This is a genomic window from Sphingopyxis granuli NBRC 100800, from assembly GCF_001591045.1.
Taxonomy (GTDB): domain Bacteria; phylum Pseudomonadota; class Alphaproteobacteria; order Sphingomonadales; family Sphingomonadaceae; genus Sphingopyxis; species Sphingopyxis granuli.
In genome coordinates this window covers 22,462-40,138 of sequence record NZ_BCUA01000034.1, presented here as the reverse complement: position 1 = coordinate 40,138, position 17,677 = coordinate 22,462, and the positions used below count along the sequence as shown (strand labels likewise).

The 17,677-nt window shown below is 65.7% G+C and carries 16 protein-coding genes; 9 read left to right on the top strand and 7 right to left on the bottom strand.

Annotated elements, in window-relative coordinates:
• On the bottom strand, positions 1 to 241 hold a 241-nt coding region (locus tag SGR02S_RS20405), incomplete at its 3' end, for a hypothetical protein (protein ID WP_218000130.1).
• A 102-nt stretch (positions 242 to 343) separates the two neighbouring features.
• Here SGR02S_RS20405 and SGR02S_RS09900 point away from each other — a divergent pair.
• The 6 genes from SGR02S_RS09900 to SGR02S_RS09875 all read left to right on the top strand — a co-directional run bounded on the left by SGR02S_RS09900 (position 344) and on the right by SGR02S_RS09875 (position 4,147).
• Entirely contained in the window at positions 344 to 790 is a 447-nt protein-coding gene (locus SGR02S_RS09900; RefSeq protein ID WP_067108687.1) for an HPr kinase/phosphorylase, read from the top strand.
• Positions 787 to 1,725: an RNase adapter RapZ gene (gene rapZ / locus SGR02S_RS09895; protein ID WP_067108683.1), complete on the top strand. Its 939-nt coding sequence runs from the start codon at positions 787 to 789 to the stop codon at positions 1,723 to 1,725. The genes SGR02S_RS09900 and rapZ overlap by 4 nt, the downstream gene beginning before the upstream one ends.
• A gap of 38 nt (positions 1,726 to 1,763) precedes the next feature.
• A complete protein-coding gene (locus SGR02S_RS09890; RefSeq protein ID WP_067108702.1) occupies positions 1,764 to 2,168 on the top strand; it encodes a PTS sugar transporter subunit IIA in 405 nt (134 codons plus the stop codon).
• Entirely contained in the window at positions 2,165 to 2,443 is a 279-nt protein-coding gene (locus SGR02S_RS09885) for an HPr family phosphocarrier protein (protein WP_067108681.1), read from the top strand. The genes SGR02S_RS09890 and SGR02S_RS09885 overlap by 4 nt, the downstream gene beginning before the upstream one ends.
• Before the next feature lie 4 nt (positions 2,444 to 2,447).
• On the top strand, positions 2,448 to 3,281 hold the full coding sequence (locus SGR02S_RS09880; protein WP_067108679.1) for a TrmH family RNA methyltransferase: 834 nt from the start codon (positions 2,448 to 2,450) through the stop codon (positions 3,279 to 3,281).
• Between the two features lie 152 nt (positions 3,282 to 3,433).
• The gene (locus SGR02S_RS09875; protein WP_067108676.1) at positions 3,434 to 4,147 is read left to right on the top strand and encodes an META domain-containing protein; all 714 of its coding nucleotides are present in this window, start codon (positions 3,434 to 3,436) and stop codon (positions 4,145 to 4,147) included.
• Between the two features lie 137 nt (positions 4,148 to 4,284).
• Here the strand turns inward: SGR02S_RS09875 and SGR02S_RS09870 are convergent, their stop codons facing one another.
• From SGR02S_RS09870 to SGR02S_RS09855, 4 genes are all read right to left on the bottom strand, one after another.
• A complete protein-coding gene (locus SGR02S_RS09870) occupies positions 4,285 to 5,640 on the bottom strand; it encodes a DNA recombination protein RmuC (RefSeq protein ID WP_067108674.1) in 1,356 nt (451 codons plus the stop codon).
• A 250-nt stretch (positions 5,641 to 5,890) separates the two neighbouring features.
• Positions 5,891 to 9,226, bottom strand: coding sequence for a TonB-dependent receptor (locus tag SGR02S_RS09865; RefSeq protein WP_076077110.1), 3,336 nt, complete (start codon positions 9,224 to 9,226; stop codon positions 5,891 to 5,893).
• Between the two features lie 80 nt (positions 9,227 to 9,306).
• Positions 9,307 to 10,365, bottom strand: a complete 1,059-nt coding sequence (locus SGR02S_RS09860; RefSeq protein ID WP_067108671.1) for a FecR family protein — start codon at positions 10,363 to 10,365, stop codon at positions 9,307 to 9,309.
• Positions 10,362 to 10,871: an RNA polymerase sigma factor gene (locus tag SGR02S_RS09855; RefSeq protein ID WP_067186216.1), complete on the bottom strand. Its 510-nt coding sequence runs from the start codon at positions 10,869 to 10,871 to the stop codon at positions 10,362 to 10,364. Before SGR02S_RS09855 ends, SGR02S_RS09860 begins: the two co-directional genes overlap by 4 nt.
• Positions 10,872 to 10,988: 117 nt before the next feature.
• On the opposite strand from SGR02S_RS09855, the gene SGR02S_RS09850 reads away from it, so the two are divergent.
• The gene (locus tag SGR02S_RS09850) at positions 10,989 to 11,453 is read left to right on the top strand and encodes a vgr related protein (RefSeq protein WP_067108665.1); all 465 of its coding nucleotides are present in this window, start codon (positions 10,989 to 10,991) and stop codon (positions 11,451 to 11,453) included.
• A 39-nt stretch (positions 11,454 to 11,492) separates the two neighbouring features.
• On the opposite strand, the gene SGR02S_RS09845 is transcribed toward SGR02S_RS09850, so the two are convergent.
• Positions 11,493 to 12,002: a copper chaperone PCu(A)C gene (locus SGR02S_RS09845; RefSeq protein WP_067108662.1), complete on the bottom strand. Its 510-nt coding sequence runs from the start codon at positions 12,000 to 12,002 to the stop codon at positions 11,493 to 11,495.
• 153 nt (positions 12,003 to 12,155) lie between these two features.
• On the opposite strand from SGR02S_RS09845, the gene dnaK reads away from it, so the two are divergent.
• Both dnaK and dnaJ read left to right on the top strand, forming a co-directional pair.
• Entirely contained in the window at positions 12,156 to 14,072 is a 1,917-nt protein-coding gene (gene dnaK / locus SGR02S_RS09840; protein WP_067108659.1) for a molecular chaperone DnaK, read from the top strand.
• Between the two features lie 120 nt (positions 14,073 to 14,192).
• Positions 14,193 to 15,311: a molecular chaperone DnaJ gene (gene dnaJ / locus SGR02S_RS09835; protein ID WP_067108657.1), complete on the top strand. Its 1,119-nt coding sequence runs from the start codon at positions 14,193 to 14,195 to the stop codon at positions 15,309 to 15,311.
• A 30-nt stretch (positions 15,312 to 15,341) separates the two neighbouring features.
• Here the strand turns inward: dnaJ and SGR02S_RS09830 are convergent, their stop codons facing one another.
• The gene (locus SGR02S_RS09830; protein ID WP_067108697.1) at positions 15,342 to 17,657 is read right to left on the bottom strand and encodes a patatin-like protein; all 2,316 of its coding nucleotides are present in this window, start codon (positions 17,655 to 17,657) and stop codon (positions 15,342 to 15,344) included.
• Between the last annotated feature and the right edge of the window lie 20 nt (positions 17,658 to 17,677).

Sequence of the window (17,677 nt, the reverse complement as noted above, 5' to 3'; positions counted from 1 at the left end):
GGCTTTCGCCGGGGAACGGCGCCTGACTTGCCTGAAGGACATATGTGCCAACTTGTTTCAGAGCCTGCCCCGGACCCGATCCGGTGGTCCATGGTCTGCCCTCGCCTGAAAGGCGGCGCAAAGGGCAACGTCCGGTCATGGATGCTGAAACGAGTTCAGCATGACGAACGGATGAGGCGGTGCGCCGAACGCCGAATCCCCAAGGACCATAAAGCCTGATGCCATGCGTTGGAATCGTCATTGCGGGGAGCGAAGCGACGCGGCAATCCAGAGTTGGCGCAAACCCGCTACCCGCCGGTTTGCCGCCCTTGCTACCCTACCCCGCCGCAGCTAAGCCTAGGCGATGCTTTCGAGCCGGACCGTGCCAGAGATCGTCAACATCCATGCGAGCTGCGTCGCCGCCGGGCGCCGCGGCATCCTGCTGCTCGGCCCGTCCGGGCTGGGCAAGTCCGACCTCGCGCTGCGGCTGATCGACCGGGGCGCGCGGCTGGTCGCCGACGATCGCTGCGACGTCTGGCGCCACGACGGCGCGCTGTGGTGCCGCCCGCCCGAGACGCTGGAGGGCAAGCTGGAGGTGCGCGGGATCGGCATCGTCGAACAGCCCTTCGCCGCGCCCGTGCCGCTCGCGCTCGCGGTGCGGCTGGCCGACCGCTACGACCGCATGCCCAACCCGGGCGAGGTCGAGACGGTCGCGGGCCATCCGCTGCCCGCCCTGCGGCTTTCGGCCTTCGAGGCGTCGGCACCGATCAAGGTCATGCTCGCGCTCGACCGTCTGGCGACCCCGGCATGACCGCTCCGGCCGAACCGCGCCTGCTGCTCGTCACCGGCCTCGCGGGCGCGGGCAAGTCGACCGCGCTCAAGGTGCTTGAGGACCTGGGCTGGGAGGTGGTCGACAACCTGCCGCTGTCGCTGCTCGAACCGCTGATCGATGCGCCGGTCAAGCGCAGCGAGGCGCACCGGCCGCTCGCGGTCGGCATCGACAGCCGCAGCCGCGGCTTCCGCCCCTCGCTGCTCGTCCGCCATATCAAGGACCTGCGCGCCGCGGGCGGGCGCGACATCCAGACGCTGTTCCTCGACTGCGCGGGCGCCGAGCTCGAACGCCGCTTTTCCGAGACGCGCCGCCGCCATCCGCTCGCCGAGGACCGCCCCGCCGCCGACGGCATCGCGCGCGAGCGCGAGATGATGGAGTCGCTGCGTCGCTGGGCCGAGCATGTCGTCGACACGACCAATTATTCGAGCAACGACCTGCAGGAAGAGATCCGCCACCGGTTCGGCGACGACGGCGACAACGAACCGGCGCTCAACATATTGAGCTTCGGCTTCGCGCGCGGCCTGCCGCGCAACGCCGATCTCGTCTTCGACATGCGCTATCTGCGCAATCCGCACTGGGACCCAGCGCTGCGCCCCGGCACCGGGCTCGACTCTGCGGTCGCCGCTTATGTCGCCGCCGACCCCGCCTATGAGGCGACGGTGTCGCAGATCGAGACGCTGCTGCTGACGCTGCTGCCGCGCTACCGCGCCGAGGGGAAGAGCTATGTCACCATCGCCTTCGGCTGCACCGGCGGGCGCCACCGGTCGGTCCATGTCGCCGAACGCGTCGCCCGGACGCTGCAGGCCGCGGGCCACCTTCCGACCGTCACCCACCGCAACCTTGACTCCGCCCCGCAAGATGGGCTTGAGGGCAAGCCCCCGCCCGCATCTCCCGCATCCGGCGGACAAGCATAAGGGTCGTCGATTTCATGCCCACCGATAAAGCGCTGCCGCTGCTTGGTATGGTCCTCGTCACGCATGGCCGGCTCGCCGAGGAAATGGTGACGGCGATGGAGCATGTCGTCGGCCCGCAGCGCGCGATCGCGACCGTGTGCATCGGCCCCAACGACAATATGGAAATGCGGCGCAAGGAGATCGCCGAGGCGATCCGCAAGGTCGACGAGGGGCGCGGCGTCATCATGCTGACCGACCTGTTCGGGGGCACGCCGTCGAACCTCGCGATCAGCCTGCTCGAACAGGGGCGGACAGAGGTGATCGCGGGAGTCAACCTGCCGATGCTGATCCGGCTCGAAAGCGCGCGCAAGGCGATGGACCTGCGCTCGGCGGTGATCGCGGCGAAGGAAGCCGGCCAGAAATATATCTCCGTCGCGTCGGAAATGCTGGGAGTGGGGCCATGAGCGAAGCGTCGGAGACCGTCGAGATCACCAACCAGCGCGGGCTCCACGCGCGCGCCAGCGCCAAGTTCGTCACCTTCGTCAGCCGCCTGCCCGAAACCGTGACGGTCGAGGTCGAAAAAGGCGGATCGCGCGTCAACGGCACATCGATCATGGGGCTGATGATGCTCGGCGCGGCGAAAGGCGACAGCATCACCATCCACACCAGCGGCGATGGCGCCGACACCGCGCTGCTCAAGCTGGTCGGCCTCGTCAAGGACAGCTTCGGCGAGGATTGAGCCCATGGCCCCTCCCCGCGCGGGAAGCGCCCGCCGCAGCCGCATCGAAAGCCTCTCCAACCCGCTGGTCAAGCGGATGCGGCTGCTGCGCGAGAAACGGCACCGCCGCGCCGAGGGGCTGTTCCTCGCCGAAGGGCTGCGGATCGCGACCGAGGCGCGCGAGGCGGGGGTGCTGCCGCAGTGGCTGTTCCTCGCCGACGAAGGCGCCGCCGGGCATCCGCTGGCGAAGGCGCTGGTCGAGGCGACGCTGGCGGCGGGCGGCGAGGTGATCGACACGACGCCAGCGATCCTCTCCAAACTCTCCGGCAAGGACAACCCGCAGACCGTCGTCGGCATCTATGCCGAGCCGCAGACCGCGCTGGCCGACATCGACCGCGACGCCGCGCCGATCTGGCTGGTCGCCGAGCGGCTGCGCGACCCCGGCAACCTCGGCACGATGCTGCGCACCGGCGACGCGGTCGGGGCGGGCGGGCTGATCCTGCTCGACGACAGCACCGACCCCTGGTCGGTGGAAGCGGTGCGCGCGAGCATGGGAGCGATCTTCACCCAGCGGCTGGTGCAGGCGCGCTGGGACGAATTCCTGCCCTGGCTGCGCGCCGGCCGCGGTGAGCTGGTCGCAACGTGGCTCGGCGACGACAGCAAGGATTATCAGGCGGTGCGCTATGCCGCGCCGACCTTCCTGCTGATCGGCAACGAATCGCAGGGGCTGCCGCCCGCCTATGCCGCCGCCGCCGACGTGCGCGTGAAGATGCCGATGCTGGGCAAGGCCGACAGCCTGAACGCCGCGGTCGCCGCGGCGGTGATGGCCTATGAGGTGCTGAACCAGCGGCGAAGATGAACGGCGCTTGGCCGGATCGTGCAGAAAAGCGCCAGCCCCATGCAACTAGACGCCCGCCTTTCCGTTCGAGTCGAGCGGAACCGGGGCGCGCGCCGGACATGGCGCGGACTATCCCGGCTCCACCCGACACGAACGCGTTCCTGGAGACGACCATGACGAAAACGCTGCCCCTGCTCGCCCTTTCCCTCGCCCTCGCCGCCTGCGCTTCCACCGGGACGCCGCAGGCGCCCGGCGATGCGCCGCCGCCCGCCGGCGCCTATATGGCGGTCGGCACCGAGCCCGGCTGGACGCTGGAGATCACCCCCGAAAGGCTGAACTATGCCGGCGATTACGGCGAGACGAAGATCGTCGTGCCGAACCCCGGCGCGCGCGCGTCGTCGGGCGGCGAACGCTATGTCACGCCGCGCCTGACGGTCGACGTCGCCCACGCCGCGTGCAGCGACGGGATGAGCGACCGGCGCTATCGTGACACGGTGACGGTGACCGCCGACGGCAAGACGGTGAAGGGCTGCGGCGGCGCGATCCTGCCGCCGGGCGAACTGGCCGGCACCCACTGGACCTTCGTGTCGATCGGCGGCGTCGCGATCGCCGGCGACCGGCCGGCCGAGCTGCAATTCGACGGTGACCGGATGAGCGGCAGCGCCGGCTGCAACCGCTTCGGCGGCAGCTATTCGGTCAAGGACGGAATGCTGACCGCGGGGCGCCTCGCGGCGACGCTGATGGCCTGCCCCGGCCCCGCGATGGAACAGGAACGCGGCTTCTTCGCCCTGATGGAGGCGCCGGTGCGCATCGATTTCCCGGCGGACGGCACGATGGTGCTGACCGGCAGGGACGGCAAGACGGCCGTGCTCAAGCGGGCGATATAGAACCGCGGGCGTAAAATCCGAACCATCGCTCCGTTCGTGTCGAGCGAAATTGGGGAGCGGGGATCGGGGATCGGGGGAGCGATGCCGGTCTGGCATGCGCTTCCAGGCCGACATGCCGCCTGCGCGGCAATGGCGACTCATTCGCCCGCGTCGTTCACCGCGTTCGGCGCTGCCGCCAGCTTGGCGAGCGGGCGCGCGGCCTGTTCGGCGACCGGCAGCGTCGGGATTTCCTTGCCGCCGGTCTCGATATCGAGCGCCTCGAAACGCTTCGCCTGCGTCAGCACCTGCGATTCGAAGCTGCCGACGAAGGCGTTGTAGGCGCCCGTCGCCTGGTCGAGATTCTTGCCGACCCGCGCGATATGCCCGCCCATCGTCGCCATGCGCGCGTACAGTTCCTTGCCGAGCGCCGCGATCTCGCGCGCCTGTCCCGCGAGCTTTTCCTGCCGCCACACCGCGGCGACGGTGCGCGCGATCGCGATCAGGTTGGTCGGGGTCGCGAGCAGCACCTTGCGCTCGAACGCATAGTCCCACAGCCCCGTATCCTGGTCGAGCGCGGCGGCGAGGAAATGCTCGCCGGGGACGAACATCACGACATAGTCGGGCGTGTCGTCGAACTGGTTCCAATAGGCCTTGGCGCCGAGCGCGTTGACATGCGCCTTCATCGCCGCGGCGTGCGCCGCCAGATGCGCCGTCTTTTCCCCCTCATCGACCGCGCCGAACGCGTCCTGATAGGCGTTGAGCGACACCTTGGCGTCGATGATCAGATTCTGCCCGCCCGGCACCCGCACCACCACGTCGGGGCGCAGCCGCCCGCCCTCGCCGTCGGCGACGCTGACCTCGGTCTGGAAATCGGCATGTTCGGAAAGACCGCAGCTTTCGAGGACATTGCGAAGCTGCTGCTCGCCCCAGCGGCCGCGCGCCTTGGGCGCGTTGCGCAGCGCGTTGACCAGCTTCGCCGCCTCGCTCGACACGCGCTCGTTCTGCGCGCGCATCGATTCGATCTGCCCCTGCAGGATGCCGAAGGCGCTCTGCCGGTCGGCCTCGACCTTCGTCACCGCCCGCTCATATTTTTCGAGCCGCTCGTGGACGGGCGACAGCAGCGCCTTCAGATTCTGCCCCGCGCTTTCCTCGCTCTGCCGGAAGCGCGCCTCGGCGCGTTCGAGGAACGCCTTCTGCGCCTCGCCGAGCATCGCCTGCCCAACCTCGCGGAACTGCGCGGTAAGTGCCGCCTGCGCCTCGCGAAGCTGGGCGATCTGCGCGTCATGCGCGGCATCGCGCGCCTTCTGCTCGGCGAGCAGCGCCGACAATTGCAGGTCGGCGGCCTTGCGCGCGTCGGCCTCTGCGGCAAGGTCGGTCACGGCGATCTTGAACCGCTCGGCCAACCCGTCACGCTCGGCCCGCAGCGCCCCCGCCTGCCGCCCGGCAAACAACCAGCCGATCAGAGCGCCTAGGACGAGCGCGACAAGAGCGGCGATCAGCGAGAGCATATCCATGCACGGAACATAGAATGAACGCTGCGCCTTTGGCCAGAGGTTTCGGCGGCAGCCGGCTCCGATCAACGCATCGGCCCGAACGGCAGCACCGCCCGACAGGCCTCCACCCGCGCCGCACCGCCGATCGGCACGCTCGGCGGGCGCGAGAGCCCATATCCCGTCGGCCCTCCCAAAAAAGCTGGGCCGATGCTTGCCCGGGAGCAAGGAGGCATCGACCCAAGGTTTCCCCCAGTGGTGGGTGGAGAGGACGTCAGAATTTCTTTGCGATGCTGAACCCGATGACGCGCGGATCGAGCGTGAAGACGTTGGTCGTCAGGCCCGTATCGTCCGAGTTCAGGAAGGCGTCGGTGATCGGCGACTTGTTGAAGACATTCTTCACATAAGCTTCGAACGTCAGATCCTCGGGCCCATCGACGCGCAGCGAAATGTTGACGTTAGACCAACTTTTCAGGCGATCATAAGGGTCGAGATTATAGACGCGGTGCCAGCTTTTGGCCTGCCAATAAGCGTCGCCCCGAAGGGTCGCACTCCAGTCGGCATCGAAGTCGATCGTATATTGAGCGCCGATGTTGGCCGTCCAGCGGGGTGCGTTGGGCAATTCGTTGCCGCTCAAGTCGGCCCGGAGACCAGCGCCGCCATTCAGTTCGGGATAGTTGGCGGGATCATATTCGGTGCCGCCAAAGGCAGGGTCCGTGATGACCGGAGGAAAGAATCCGGCGATCAGGCCCCTGACGCCGCCGCACAGGCCATAATATTGCATAAGACCGGAACGCGCGCGCGCCCATTCCGCTGCGACATGAGTCGGAACGACACAGTTGGACGGCAATTGCATCCACGGCTTGACCAAAGTGTAATCGGGATTGCCTTGCGTGCGGTTCATGATGTCGATCGAGCTCTCACCTTTGCCGATCTTTGTGCGGAGATAGCCAAGATTGGCATTGATCCGCAGATTCCGCGTCGGCGCGAACACCGTCTCGAATTCCAGACCCCATACCTTGGCGTCGAAATTCTCGTTTACAGCCGTACGGTCCCGAATTTGCGAAACCTGATAATCTTTATAGTCGTATAGGAATGCCGTAGCGTTGAATGTCAGCGCGCCATTTAGCAACGTATTCTTGGCACCTATTTCAAAAGAGTTCACGAATTCTGGATTAAATGTCGAATCATATTCTACGGAATTAAGAGTCAATACAGGATACATACCCGTATAAAAATCGAGAACTAGTGGATTAACGCCGTCAGCCAAAGCGTTAGCTAGAAACTCTTCCCCAGTTGCGAAGCCGGGGCTCGGCGGGTTTGCTCCGCCCCCTTTGTAACCACGGGAATAAAAGGCGTAGAGCATGGTATCGTCAGTGAAACCTAGTTCCGGTTTCCAGTCGAGGCCTATCCTGCCCGTCCACTCGCGCCAAGTCTGTTTGATGGGTGCGAGTTCCGGATAGCCAGAGGAGACCGTTCCACCTGCCCACATCGACCTTGCCAGCAAGGCCTGCGAAGGAACCGGCGTGAATGTTTTGCGGTCATCCGTGTAGCGAAAACCGGCTGTCAGCTTCAGATCGTCGCGGATATTCCAATAGGCCTCGCCAAAAATCGCTGAAGATGCAAGCCTATAGGGATTCTTGGATCGAAAGTAATTGTGGCCATTCCCATCAATGCTATCAACAGGATTTGGATCAACATAAGGACAAGTCGCTAGCGGATCGGATGGTGAAACCGCGGGGCCGCCTATCGTATTGGATCCGGGGCACACGGCTGGATCCCACGGAGTTGCAAGGTCCGGGATCGAGAAAAACCCTGGCCCCCAAGCCAATGCCGTCAACACATTGTACATGACATAATAGTCATCTACAGTCTTAAAATGGGTATAGTTGACGCCTGCGCTAAAGTTAAAAGGCCCATTAAATGATGACTGTAGGCGAAGTTCCTGACTGAACTGCTTTGATTTTGCTTGGCTTATATCAAAACCGGCCACCTTGTCAGTACATCCCACCTGCGGATCGCAGAATATTCCTCCCGGAGCCAAGTCACGATATTGACTTGGCTCCCCAGTATGCTGAATTAAATTTGACGTATTTGTGAAGACGGGAAAACTATTAAATCTATTGTAATCCTGAAATGAATAAGTTTTATCTTCATTGTACGCCGTCTGGGAAGTGAAGGTCAGAGCGGGCGTGAAGTCAATGTCAAAGTTGAACTGGAGAAGATCGGCCTTTGCACGGTAGCGAGGATCACGGATCGAGTTGATCACGCGCAGGTCACGATTCTGCATAAGCCCACCGTACGGATCAACCGGTTGGATGATGGCCTGTAATCCTCCGCTCTGTTCGGCATTCAAAAATCCAAGGCCGGTTCCAGCATCCTTCAGGCCCACCGCACCTAGAATGAAGCCGTACGATAAACCATTGGGCGTCCCAAAGGCGGCGTCATCAAAGAGGCTGCCGGGCTTACATCCCTGACCGAACAAGGCACGACGGATTTCCACGCCCGTATACACATTCACATTGTCGGCCAGATCGACGCCGCCGACATGCGTCGGTCCATCGTCGCGATGGCAAAGCTGCTTGCCGGTGCGGGACCGATTGTCATCCTCGTTGAAGCGTTCCCAGATCAGATTGGCCCGGAACCAGGGCTCCGGTTCAAATGCGAGCGATGCGCGGCCTGTCCACAAATCGCGGCCGTTTATGCGGTTCTTCGTGGTGTCGTTATAGTCGAAGCCGTCGCGCGTCGTCATCGACCCGGCAAGGCGCAGCGCGAGCACGTCGCCGACCAGCGGGACGTTCAGGGTCGCATTCAGGCGCTTGGTATCGTAGTTGCCGACCTCGCCCTTGATCGACCCTTCGAACACACCCATTTTCGGACGGCGCGGGATCAGGTTGATGACGCCGCTGGTCGCATTGCGACCGTAGAGCGTACCTTGCGGTCCGCGCAGCACCTCGACCCGCTCGACGTCCAGATATTCCTGCTCGAACAGGCGATTGTGGATCAGCGTCGTATTGTTGAACGCCACGGCAACGCCGGGGTCAGTCGTCGCCGACACCGCCTTGGTCCCGACGCCGCGGATCGAGAAATTATAGCCCGTGAAATTATTCTTCGAGAAGGTGACGTTGGGGATCGCTTTCAGCAGGTCGAAGCCGCCTTCGATCTTCTGTTCCTCGAGTGCCTTTTCGCTGAACGCGGAAATGGCGATCGGAACGTCCTGAACCGCCTCCTTGCGCTTTTGCGCGGTGACGACGATTTCCTCGGGCCGGAAGCCTTCGGCGCTGTTGTTTTCCGCCGCGGCCCGAGCGATCACATACACACCCTCGGCATTGCGATGCGCGCTCATCCCGCTGCCGCGCAACAACGCCGTCAGGGCGGCATCGACCGAATAGCTACCCTTCAAGGCTGGGCTGCGCTTGCCGCGCAGCGCGGCGCCATCGAAGACAACCTGAATGCCGCTGGCCTGCGCCAAGGCGCGCAATGCGCCGCCAAGGTCCTGCGCCGGGATGTCGAACGCGACGGCCTGTTGCGCAAAGGCGGGCGCCGGAAGGGCGGAAACGACGATAGCGGCGGTGGCAAGCCCGGACAGCAGGTGCGGCCTGAAAGACATGAGATACTCCCCCAAGTTACGAGGGGTCGATTCACGCCCCCCTGTAAAATGAGACGCACGGCCGCCGGATTTGCGCCCCTCTATTTTTCCGGTGCGGCCCTTGCCGCGCTATCGAGCCGGATACTGCCGCCCTCGGCGCGGGCCGAAACCGGGAAGATCGCGGTCACGCCGCTGATGAAGCCGCGGGTGTCGCCTGCGTCGAACACGCCGTTGACCGGATAGCCGCCCGCCGTCGCGTCGCCGACGACGATCGGCGTGTCGGCGTAGCGATTCACGCGCTCGACCGCGCGCGCCAGCGGTTCGTCGATGAAGGTCAGCCGTCCGCCCTCCCACGACAGCGACCGAACGGCGTCGGCGGGAGCGATGCTCGCCGCGCCCGACGACAGAATCAGGGTCAGTTCCTGCCCCGGCCTGAGCCGCGATCCCGCGTCGGTACGTCCGCCGATGCGCTCTGGCGCCCGCGCCTGACCCGCGGGATGCGCCAGCACCGCGACATGGCCCTCGTAGAGCAGGACGCGCATCTGGTCTCGCAGCAGTTCGACGCTGAATGCCGTGCCGGTCGCGACCACCGTCTTTTGCCCGGCGGTGACGGTGAAGGGACGCAGCGGGTCTTTCGCCACGTCGAATTTCGCGCGCCCGCGTTCGAGGACGAGCGTGCGCCTGTCGCCCGAATAGGCGACCGTGACCCGGCTCGACGCGTCGAGCGACACGCGCGACCCGTCGTCGAGCCGAACGACGCGCCGCTCGCCGATGCCGGTGGCATAGACGTCGGGGCCGCTCGCCAGATACCATGCGCCGCTGATCACCATCAGCACCAGAACCGCCGCAAGGGCGAGAACGCGCTGTCGGCTTCTGCGCCAGCCAGATCGCGGATCGCCCGCGCCGCGCGCGGCTTCCATCGTCGTCAGCGCCTTGGCGCGGAGCGAGAGGAAGCCCGGCATCTCGGCGATGGCGTCGGTGCCTTTCCAGACCGTTACCATCTCGTCGAACGCCTCGCGGTGACGCGGATCCGCGCGGAGCCATGCATCGAACTCGTCGCGCTCGCTTTCGCTCAGGGCGCGATCGGCGATGCGCCAGCACCATTCGGCAGCCTGCTCCTCATGGGCGAGCGGCATGTCGTCGTCTGCCGAATGGATCATGGCCTTCCCCCTACCCGGCGAGCGAGAAAGACCAGCGCGCGAGAAATATGCTTTTCGACTGTCCGCACATTATAGGCGAAATTGTCGGCAATCGTCTGCTTGTCCATATTCTCGACGCGGTAGAGGATGAAAATCTGCTGGGTCGGCTCGGGCAGCGCCTGGATCGCCGCCCACAGCTTGCCGATGGTTTCGCGCGCGGCGGCGATGCGGTGCGGGTCGAGGGGATCGACCTCGCCCGCATCATCCTGCTCGACGGACTGGCGGTAGGCATTGCGCACGCGGTCGCGGCGCGAGCGGTCGCGCAGCAGGTTCGTCGCGATGCGAAAGATGAACGCCTCGGTGGAATCGAAATGGTCTGTCTGCGTCTGGGCCAGGCGGATGAACACTTCCTGCGTCATGTCTTCGGCCTCGGCATGGCTCGATATTCTCCGCGAGAAAAACGCGACAAGGGCCGGCCGGAACTTCCGGCTCAAGCGTTCCAGATCAGAGGCAGCTTCCGCAGCCATCCGCTAATTCTTCCTCCCCTGTCTATATGACGCATGGGTGGGAAGTTGGCGCCCCGAAAAATCGGGACGCGGCGCACACCGTCTTTCCTCCCGTCCATTTGCCTCTATGGTGGCGCCATGCTGGACGAGGGACGACCGCTGACCGACGCAGAACGCACGATGGCGCAGGGCATGTTCGGCGATGCGCTCGATCTCGACGCCGTTCGCATCGTCCATCGGAAATGGTGGCCGTTCCAGCCGCGCCGGATCACGATGGCCCCGCGCGGCCGCATCCATTTCCACCCGAAGGGACCGGGCTATTGCGACTGTTTCGCCCATGCCACGCTCGGCTGGCAGGGGCATCTGATCCACGAACTGGTTCACGTCTGGCAGTTCCAGCACGGCATGAACCTCGTCCTGCGCCGACACCCATTCTGCCGGTACAGCTACAGCATCAAGCCCGGCTGGAAACTGGAGCGCTACGGGATCGAGCAGCAGGCGGAAATCGTCCGCCACACCTTCCTGCTTCGCCACAAGGTCGTCGTTCCCGGCGCACCGCCGCTCGCAACGCTCGAAAGCATCCTGCCGTTCGGCACCGCCTGATCCGGGCCGGCCCTTCGGCGAAACGGAAGGCGGCCGGGACTACTTCTTCGCGGCGCCTTCGCCCGCATCATGGTCCATGCCGCCATGATCCGCCGCACCCGCATCGGGTGCCGGCTTGATCGGCATGTCGAACAGGATGCGGTCGTTATTGTTGTTGGTGAAGACAAAGGCCATCGGCAGCTTGCCCGCGCGCACCGCGGCGCCGTTGATGTGCCAGATCATCAGATGCTTGCCGCCCGGCTTGAACTCGAGCTTGCCCTTGGCGGGCACCGCGGCGCGCGCGAGCGGCTTCATCGTCACCACGCCGTTCTCGCGCACGCTTTCGTGCATCTCGACGCGCTGCGCAAGGTCGGCGGTCACCGCGACCAGTTCGACCGGCTGCGGCCCGCCCTCGACGGTGAAATAGCCGACCGCGGGCCGATCGGGGGTCGCGCCCATCTGGATATAGCCGGAGACGACATTGAGCTGCGGACCGGCGCCAAGATTTTCCTGGCACCCCCCGATGGCGAAGGTGGCGGCGGCAAGCGCGGCGATGGCAAGGGCTTTCATGATGTGCGGACTCCCGAAAAGCTGCAATTTCCTGTCCCAGATACGCTCTGGAAACCCTTGTGCCAAGGATCAGCGCACCTATATCGCGCCCATCAGACGAACATCAGGCGTGCCGCATCAGGGCGCCGAAGAAGCAACAAGGACGTTGAGATTATGGCCAAAGTGATCGGGATCGACCTCGGCACCACGAACAGCTGTGTCGCGGTCATGGAGGGCGGCAAGCCCAAGGTTATCGAAAATGTCGAAGGCACCCGCACGACGCCGTCGATCGTCGCCTTCGCCAAGGACGGCGAGCGGCTGATCGGCCAGCCGGCGAAGCGCCAGGCCGTCACCAATCCCGAAAACACGATTTTCGCGGTGAAGCGCCTGATCGGCCGCCGTTTCGACGACCCCATGACCAAGAAGGACATGGAACTCGTCCCCTACAACATCGTCAAGGGCGCGAACGGCGACGCGTGGGTCCGCGCGGGCGGCGAGGATTATTCGCCGTCGCAGATTTCGGCCTTCATCCTTCAGAAGATGAAGGAAACTGCCGAATCCTATCTCGGCGAGAAGATCGAGCAGGCGGTGATCACCGTCCCGGCCTATTTCAACGACGCGCAGCGGCAAGCGACCAAGGATGCCGGCAAGATCGCCGGTCTCGAAGTGCTGCGCATCATCAACGAGCCGACCGCGGCCGCGCTCGCTTACGGGCTCGACAAGTCGGAGAACAAGACGATCGCGGTCTATGACCTCGGCGGCGGCACCTTCGACATTTCGGTGCTCGAAGTCGGCGATGGCGTGTTCGAGGTGAAGTCGACCAACGGCGACACCTTCCTCGGCGGCGAGGATTTCGACTCGAAGATCGTCGAATATCTGGCCGACGGCTTCAAGAAGGACGAAGGCATCGACCTGCGCGGCGACAAGCTGGCGCTCCAGCGGCTCAAGGAAGCTGCCGAAAAGGCGAAGATCGAACTGTCGTCGGCGCAGTCGACCGAGGTCAACCTGCCCTTCATCACCGCCGATGCCAACGGGCCGAAGCACCTCGTCAAGACGATCACCCGCGCCGACCTGGAAAAACTGGTCGAGGAGCTGATCAAGCGGACGCTCGAACCGTGCAAGAAGGCGATCAAGGACGCCGGCGTCAGCGCGAGCGACATCGACGAGGTCGTGCTGGTCGGCGGCATGACCCGCATGCCGCGGGTGCGCGAGGTGGTGAAGGCCTTCTTCGGCAAGGAACCGCACACCGGCGTCAACCCCGACGAGGTCGTCGCGATCGGCGCCGCGATCCAGGCAGGCGTTCTGCAGGGCGACGTCAAGGACGTGCTGCTGCTCGACGTGACGCCGCTGTCGCTGGGCATCGAGACGCTGGGCGGCGTGTTCACGCGCATGATCGACCGCAACACCACCATCCCGACCAAGAAGTCGCAGGTCTATTCGACCGCCGACGACAATCAGTCGGCGGTGACGATCCGCGTCTTCCAGGGCGAGCGCGAGATGGCGGCCGATAACAAGATGCTCGGCCAGTTCGATCTCGTCGGCATCCCGCCGGCGCCGCGCGGCGTGCCGCAGATCGAGGTGACCTTCGACATCGATGCCAACGGCATCGTCAACGTCTCGGCGAAGGACAAGGGCACCGGCAAGGAACAGCAGATCAAGATCCAGGCCAGCGGCGGCCTGTCGGATGCCGACATCGACCAGATGGTCAAGGACGCCGAACAGTTCGCCGAAGAGGACAAGAAGCGTCGCGAGGCGGCCGAGGCGAAGAACAACGCCGAAAGCCTGATCCACACGACCGAGCGCCAGCTCGAAGAGCATGGCGACAAGGTCGATGCAGTGCTGAAGTCCGAGATCGAGGCCGCGGTCGCCGAAGCCAAGACGGCGGTCGAGGGCGGCGATGCCGCCGCGATGACCGAAAAGGCGCAGGCGCTCGCGCAGGTAGCGATGAAGCTGGGCCAGGCGATCTACGAGAAGGAACAGCAGGCCGCGGCGTCGCCCGGTGCCGAGGCCGGTCCGAATGCGGACGGCGCCAAGGCCGACGAGGATGTCGTCGATGCCGAATTCTCGGAAGTCGAGGACGACAAGAAGTAAGGAATGGGCTTCACCCGTCATGCCGGCGAAGGCTGGCATCGCTCTCGGCAAGGTTCCGCCGAACCGACAGCGGCCCCGGTTTTCGCCGGGGCGACGGGTTGAAGTAAGGGGCTTTGCAGCATGTCGCTCGACATCGATTATTATGAACTGCTCGAATGCGAGCGGACCGCCGACGATGCGACGCTCAAGGCGAGTTATCGCAAGCTGGCGATGAAATATCACCCCGACCGCAACCCGGGGTGCCAGGACAGCGAGGCGCGCTTCAAGGCGATCAACGAAGCCTATGAGGTGCTGAAGGACCCGCAGAAGCGCGCGGCTTACGACCGTTTCGGCAAGAGCATGCCGCAGGGCGGCTTCGGCGGCCATGCCGATTTCGGCGACATCGGCGACATCTTCGAATCGATCTTCGGTTCGGCCTTCGGCGGCGGCGGGCGGCAGCAGCGCGGCCCGGCGCGCGGCGCCGACCTGCGTTACGACATGGAAATCAGGCTCGAGGACGCCTTTTCGGGCTGCGTGCGCGAGATTCAGGTCGATGTCGCGGCGCGCTGCGATGCGTGCGACGGATCGGGCGCCCGGCCCGGCACCTCGACCCATCGCTGCACGACGTGCGGCGGCCACGGCAAGGTGCGCGCGCAGCAGGGCTTCTTCATGGTCGAGCGCACCTGCCCGCATTGCCAGGGATCGGGCGAGGTCATCACCGATCCGTGCGACCAGTGCCATGGCGAGGGCCGCGTCGACCGGCGCAAGACGCTGACCGTCAACGTCCCCGCCGGGGTCGACGAAGGGACGCGCATCCGCCTGTCGGGCGAGGGCGAGTCGGGTGCGCGCGGCGCGGCGCCGGGCGACCTCTACATCTTCCTCCACATCGCGCGGCACCGGCTGTTCGAACGCGAGGGGACGACGCTGTTCACGCGCGCGCCGATCAGCTTCACCACCGCGGCGCTCGGCGGCTGCATCACCATCCCCGGCCTCGACGGCCGCAAGCATGACATCACCATTCCCGCCGGCATCCAGTCGGGCAAGCAGCTGCGCCAGCGCGGCGCCGGCATGCCCGTGCTCAACGGCCGCGGCAACGGCGACCTCGTCATCCAGATCGACGTCGAGACGCCGACGAAGCTCAACGCGAAGCAGAAGGAACTGCTCGAAGCCTTTCGCGAGACCGAGACCGGCGACGAATGCCCCGCGAGCCAGGGCTTCTTCGGCCGCATCAAGGAAATGTGGGACGACCTGACCGAATGATCATCCTGTCCCTTCTTCTTGCGGAAGGGCTCAGATGGCTCCGATCTCTCCCCGTATCTCGTCGATCAGCACCTGCACCCGCGGCAACCGGCCGTCCTCCTCGTCGAGTATCGCGTGGAAGGCGCGGCGCTTGATCGCCGCCAGTTCCTCGCTCGTCAGCGCGCCGTCGCCGGTCACGCTCGACGCCACGATGTCGATCAGGCGGTCGGCGCCGTGGAGCCGCCCCCACAGATAGTCGTTCTCGCGGTAGGCGCGGCTGAAGAAGGCGCCGAAGCTGTTGAACTCGATCCCCTTCAGCATCGCCGCCGCACCGCCGGGACGGATCGCGGTCGCGTCGGAGGGCGAGATGCGGTCGATCTTGATCGGGTCGAATTCGTCGAATCCCTCGCCCTGCAGCAGCGGCAGCGTCGCGATGTCGAAAAAGGGATAGCCGAGATAGGCGAGCAGCATCGTCCGCCGGTCATCCTTGGGCAGCGCCGCGAGCGCCGCGGCGATCAGCTCGTCGGTCTCGGCATCGACGTCGACGAGGTCGCGCCGGTCGCCGATCGCGTCGATCCATTCCCCCATCCCGGCATCCTCGGCGACGTCGAGGTCGGCGAGCCAGTTGTCGCCTTCGCGCTCCAGATAGAGGCCGAGCGCGGCGAAGATCGCCTCGTGCATCGCCTCGCACGCCGGGTCGGGCGCGTCGCGCGTCGCTTCGATCGCGTCGAGCTCGCGCGCGAGGAAGCGCAGCCGGCGGACGCGGAAGCCGAGGTCGTGGATGCGGAAGAAGGCGATGGCGTCGCCGCTCGCCCCCGCGCCGCGCTTGCCCGAGATGCGGTCGAGCCCGCGCTGCCGCACCTCCTCCCACAGCGCCTCGCGCCGCCGCGCGCGGTGGATCGCGCCTTCGGAGGGCGCCAGCCGCTCGACCAGCGCCACCAGTTCCTCGACCACCGCCGACAGCTTGAGGTGGCCGTAGGGTGCGAAAGCGAAGCCCGCGCGCGCCGCCGCTTCGGTCTGCGCCTTGGCGCGCCACTTGCCGAGGCGCGCCGGGGTCGGGCTGTCGAGGAAGAAGGTGGTACCGAACAGCGCCGCCACCTGTTCCTCAACCTCGACCTTCATCGCGTCGACGATATGCTGCATGCGGCGGATGCGCCGCGACATGCTCTCGATCACCTCGACATTGTCGCGGATCGGCTGTTCGCGCGGGATTTCGGAAAGCGAGCCCAGGATCGTCGTCAGAAAGCCCGGCAGCCGCTTTTCGGCGCCCTCGACCGGCTCGCCATGCCGGCCGAAGCGGATCGAACGATAATCGGGCTTGGGGTCGATATAGACGAAGCGCCTGTCGATCTCGCGCCGCGCCGGTCGCTGCTTGAGCGCGGCGATGGCCGGGCGGAAGGGTGCATTGGCGAGCACCGATCCGTCGATCAGCACCCGGTCGGCGGGATCGGCCTCGCTGCCGGCGGGAAGCTGCACCTTGATGAAGGCGTCGCGGTCCGGCCAGTCGATGCCGCGCTGGGCGAGGACGCCGTCGAGTTCGCGCAGCGTGAAGGGCGGAAAGGCGCCGGGAAAGCTGGCGGTCGCCCGCGCCGCCGCGGCCAGGCCCGGCACGTCGTCGAGCCGCTTGCCCGCCCGCCCGTCCTGCCGGAAATGCATCACCAGCCGATGCTCCTGCTCGGTGACGCGCGGCGGGCTGTTGAGCGCCAGCGGCATGCTATGCCCCGCGAAATCGGTGGCCGAGACGAACAGGTCGACCGGCTGTCCCGCCGGCACAAGGGTCGGGCCGCGCGGCGCCTTGTCCATCGCGTCGAACGCGTCGAGCAGCAGGTTGGAGAAGATCGCGCCGCCGAAGGGCGGTTCGAACCAGCGCGCGCGCACGAAACGTGACAGCTTCGCGCGCACCTCGTCCTGCGCGCTCCCGCCCACGGTGCGGTCGATGACGTTGCCGCGCCGCTTCATCGCCCAGCCGGCGATCGGTACCGCCCAGAATTTGGTCGCGGCGGACAGCGGCCGCGCGTCGGGGTCGAGCAGGCGATCGACATCGGCATCGTCGAGCCACAATTCGGTCAGCGGATCGAGCGACAGGCCCTCGGCGAGCGCCCGCGCCAGGAAGACGCCGTTGATCCCCCCCGCGCTCGCCCCCGCGACGATGTCGGCGAGCACGCGCAGCCGCACCCCGCTCTTCGCCTGGATCGCGGCGAGCAGCTTGCGATAGACGACGCCCGACCCGGCGGCGTCGGTGCCGTCGTGAAAGGCGCGCGACGCCGCGGCGAGGCGCCATATCTCCTTGGTGATCCCGTGCATGTAGACGGCAAGGCTGATGCCGCCATAGCAGATCAGGGCGAAACGCAGTTCCTTCTCGCGCATGGCGGCGGTGATAGCGCGCT

Bases quoted from the DNA above. Each gene is read 5' to 3' on its own strand.
- dnaK (WP_067108659.1), top strand. From the start codon at position 12,156: ATGGCCAAAGTGATCGGGATCGACCTCGGCACCACGAACAGCTGTGTC.
- SGR02S_RS09880 (WP_067108679.1), top strand. From the start codon at position 2,448: ATGGCCCCTCCCCGCGCGGGAAGCGCCCGCCGCAGCCGCATCGAAAGC.
- SGR02S_RS09885 (WP_067108681.1), top strand. From the start codon at position 2,165: ATGAGCGAAGCGTCGGAGACCGTCGAGATCACCAACCAGCGCGGGCTC.
- SGR02S_RS09875 (WP_067108676.1), top strand. From the start codon at position 3,434: ATGACGAAAACGCTGCCCCTGCTCGCCCTTTCCCTCGCCCTCGCCGCC.
- SGR02S_RS09855 (WP_067186216.1), bottom strand. From the start codon at position 10,871: ATGGCTGCGGAAGCTGCCTCTGATCTGGAACGCTTGAGCCGGAAGTTC.
- SGR02S_RS09845 (WP_067108662.1), bottom strand. From the start codon at position 12,002: ATGAAAGCCCTTGCCATCGCCGCGCTTGCCGCCGCCACCTTCGCCATC.
- dnaJ (WP_067108657.1), top strand. From the start codon at position 14,193: ATGTCGCTCGACATCGATTATTATGAACTGCTCGAATGCGAGCGGACC.
- rapZ (WP_067108683.1), top strand. From the start codon at position 787: ATGACCGCTCCGGCCGAACCGCGCCTGCTGCTCGTCACCGGCCTCGCG.
- SGR02S_RS09900 (WP_067108687.1), top strand. From the start codon at position 344: ATGCTTTCGAGCCGGACCGTGCCAGAGATCGTCAACATCCATGCGAGC.
- SGR02S_RS09865 (WP_076077110.1), bottom strand. From the start codon at position 9,226: ATGTCTTTCAGGCCGCACCTGCTGTCCGGGCTTGCCACCGCCGCTATC.
- SGR02S_RS09860 (WP_067108671.1), bottom strand. From the start codon at position 10,365: ATGATCCATTCGGCAGACGACGACATGCCGCTCGCCCATGAGGAGCAG.
- SGR02S_RS09870 (WP_067108674.1), bottom strand. From the start codon at position 5,640: ATGGATATGCTCTCGCTGATCGCCGCTCTTGTCGCGCTCGTCCTAGGC.
- SGR02S_RS09850 (WP_067108665.1), top strand. From the start codon at position 10,989: ATGCTGGACGAGGGACGACCGCTGACCGACGCAGAACGCACGATGGCG.
- SGR02S_RS09830 (WP_067108697.1), bottom strand. From the start codon at position 17,657: ATGCGCGAGAAGGAACTGCGTTTCGCCCTGATCTGCTATGGCGGCATC.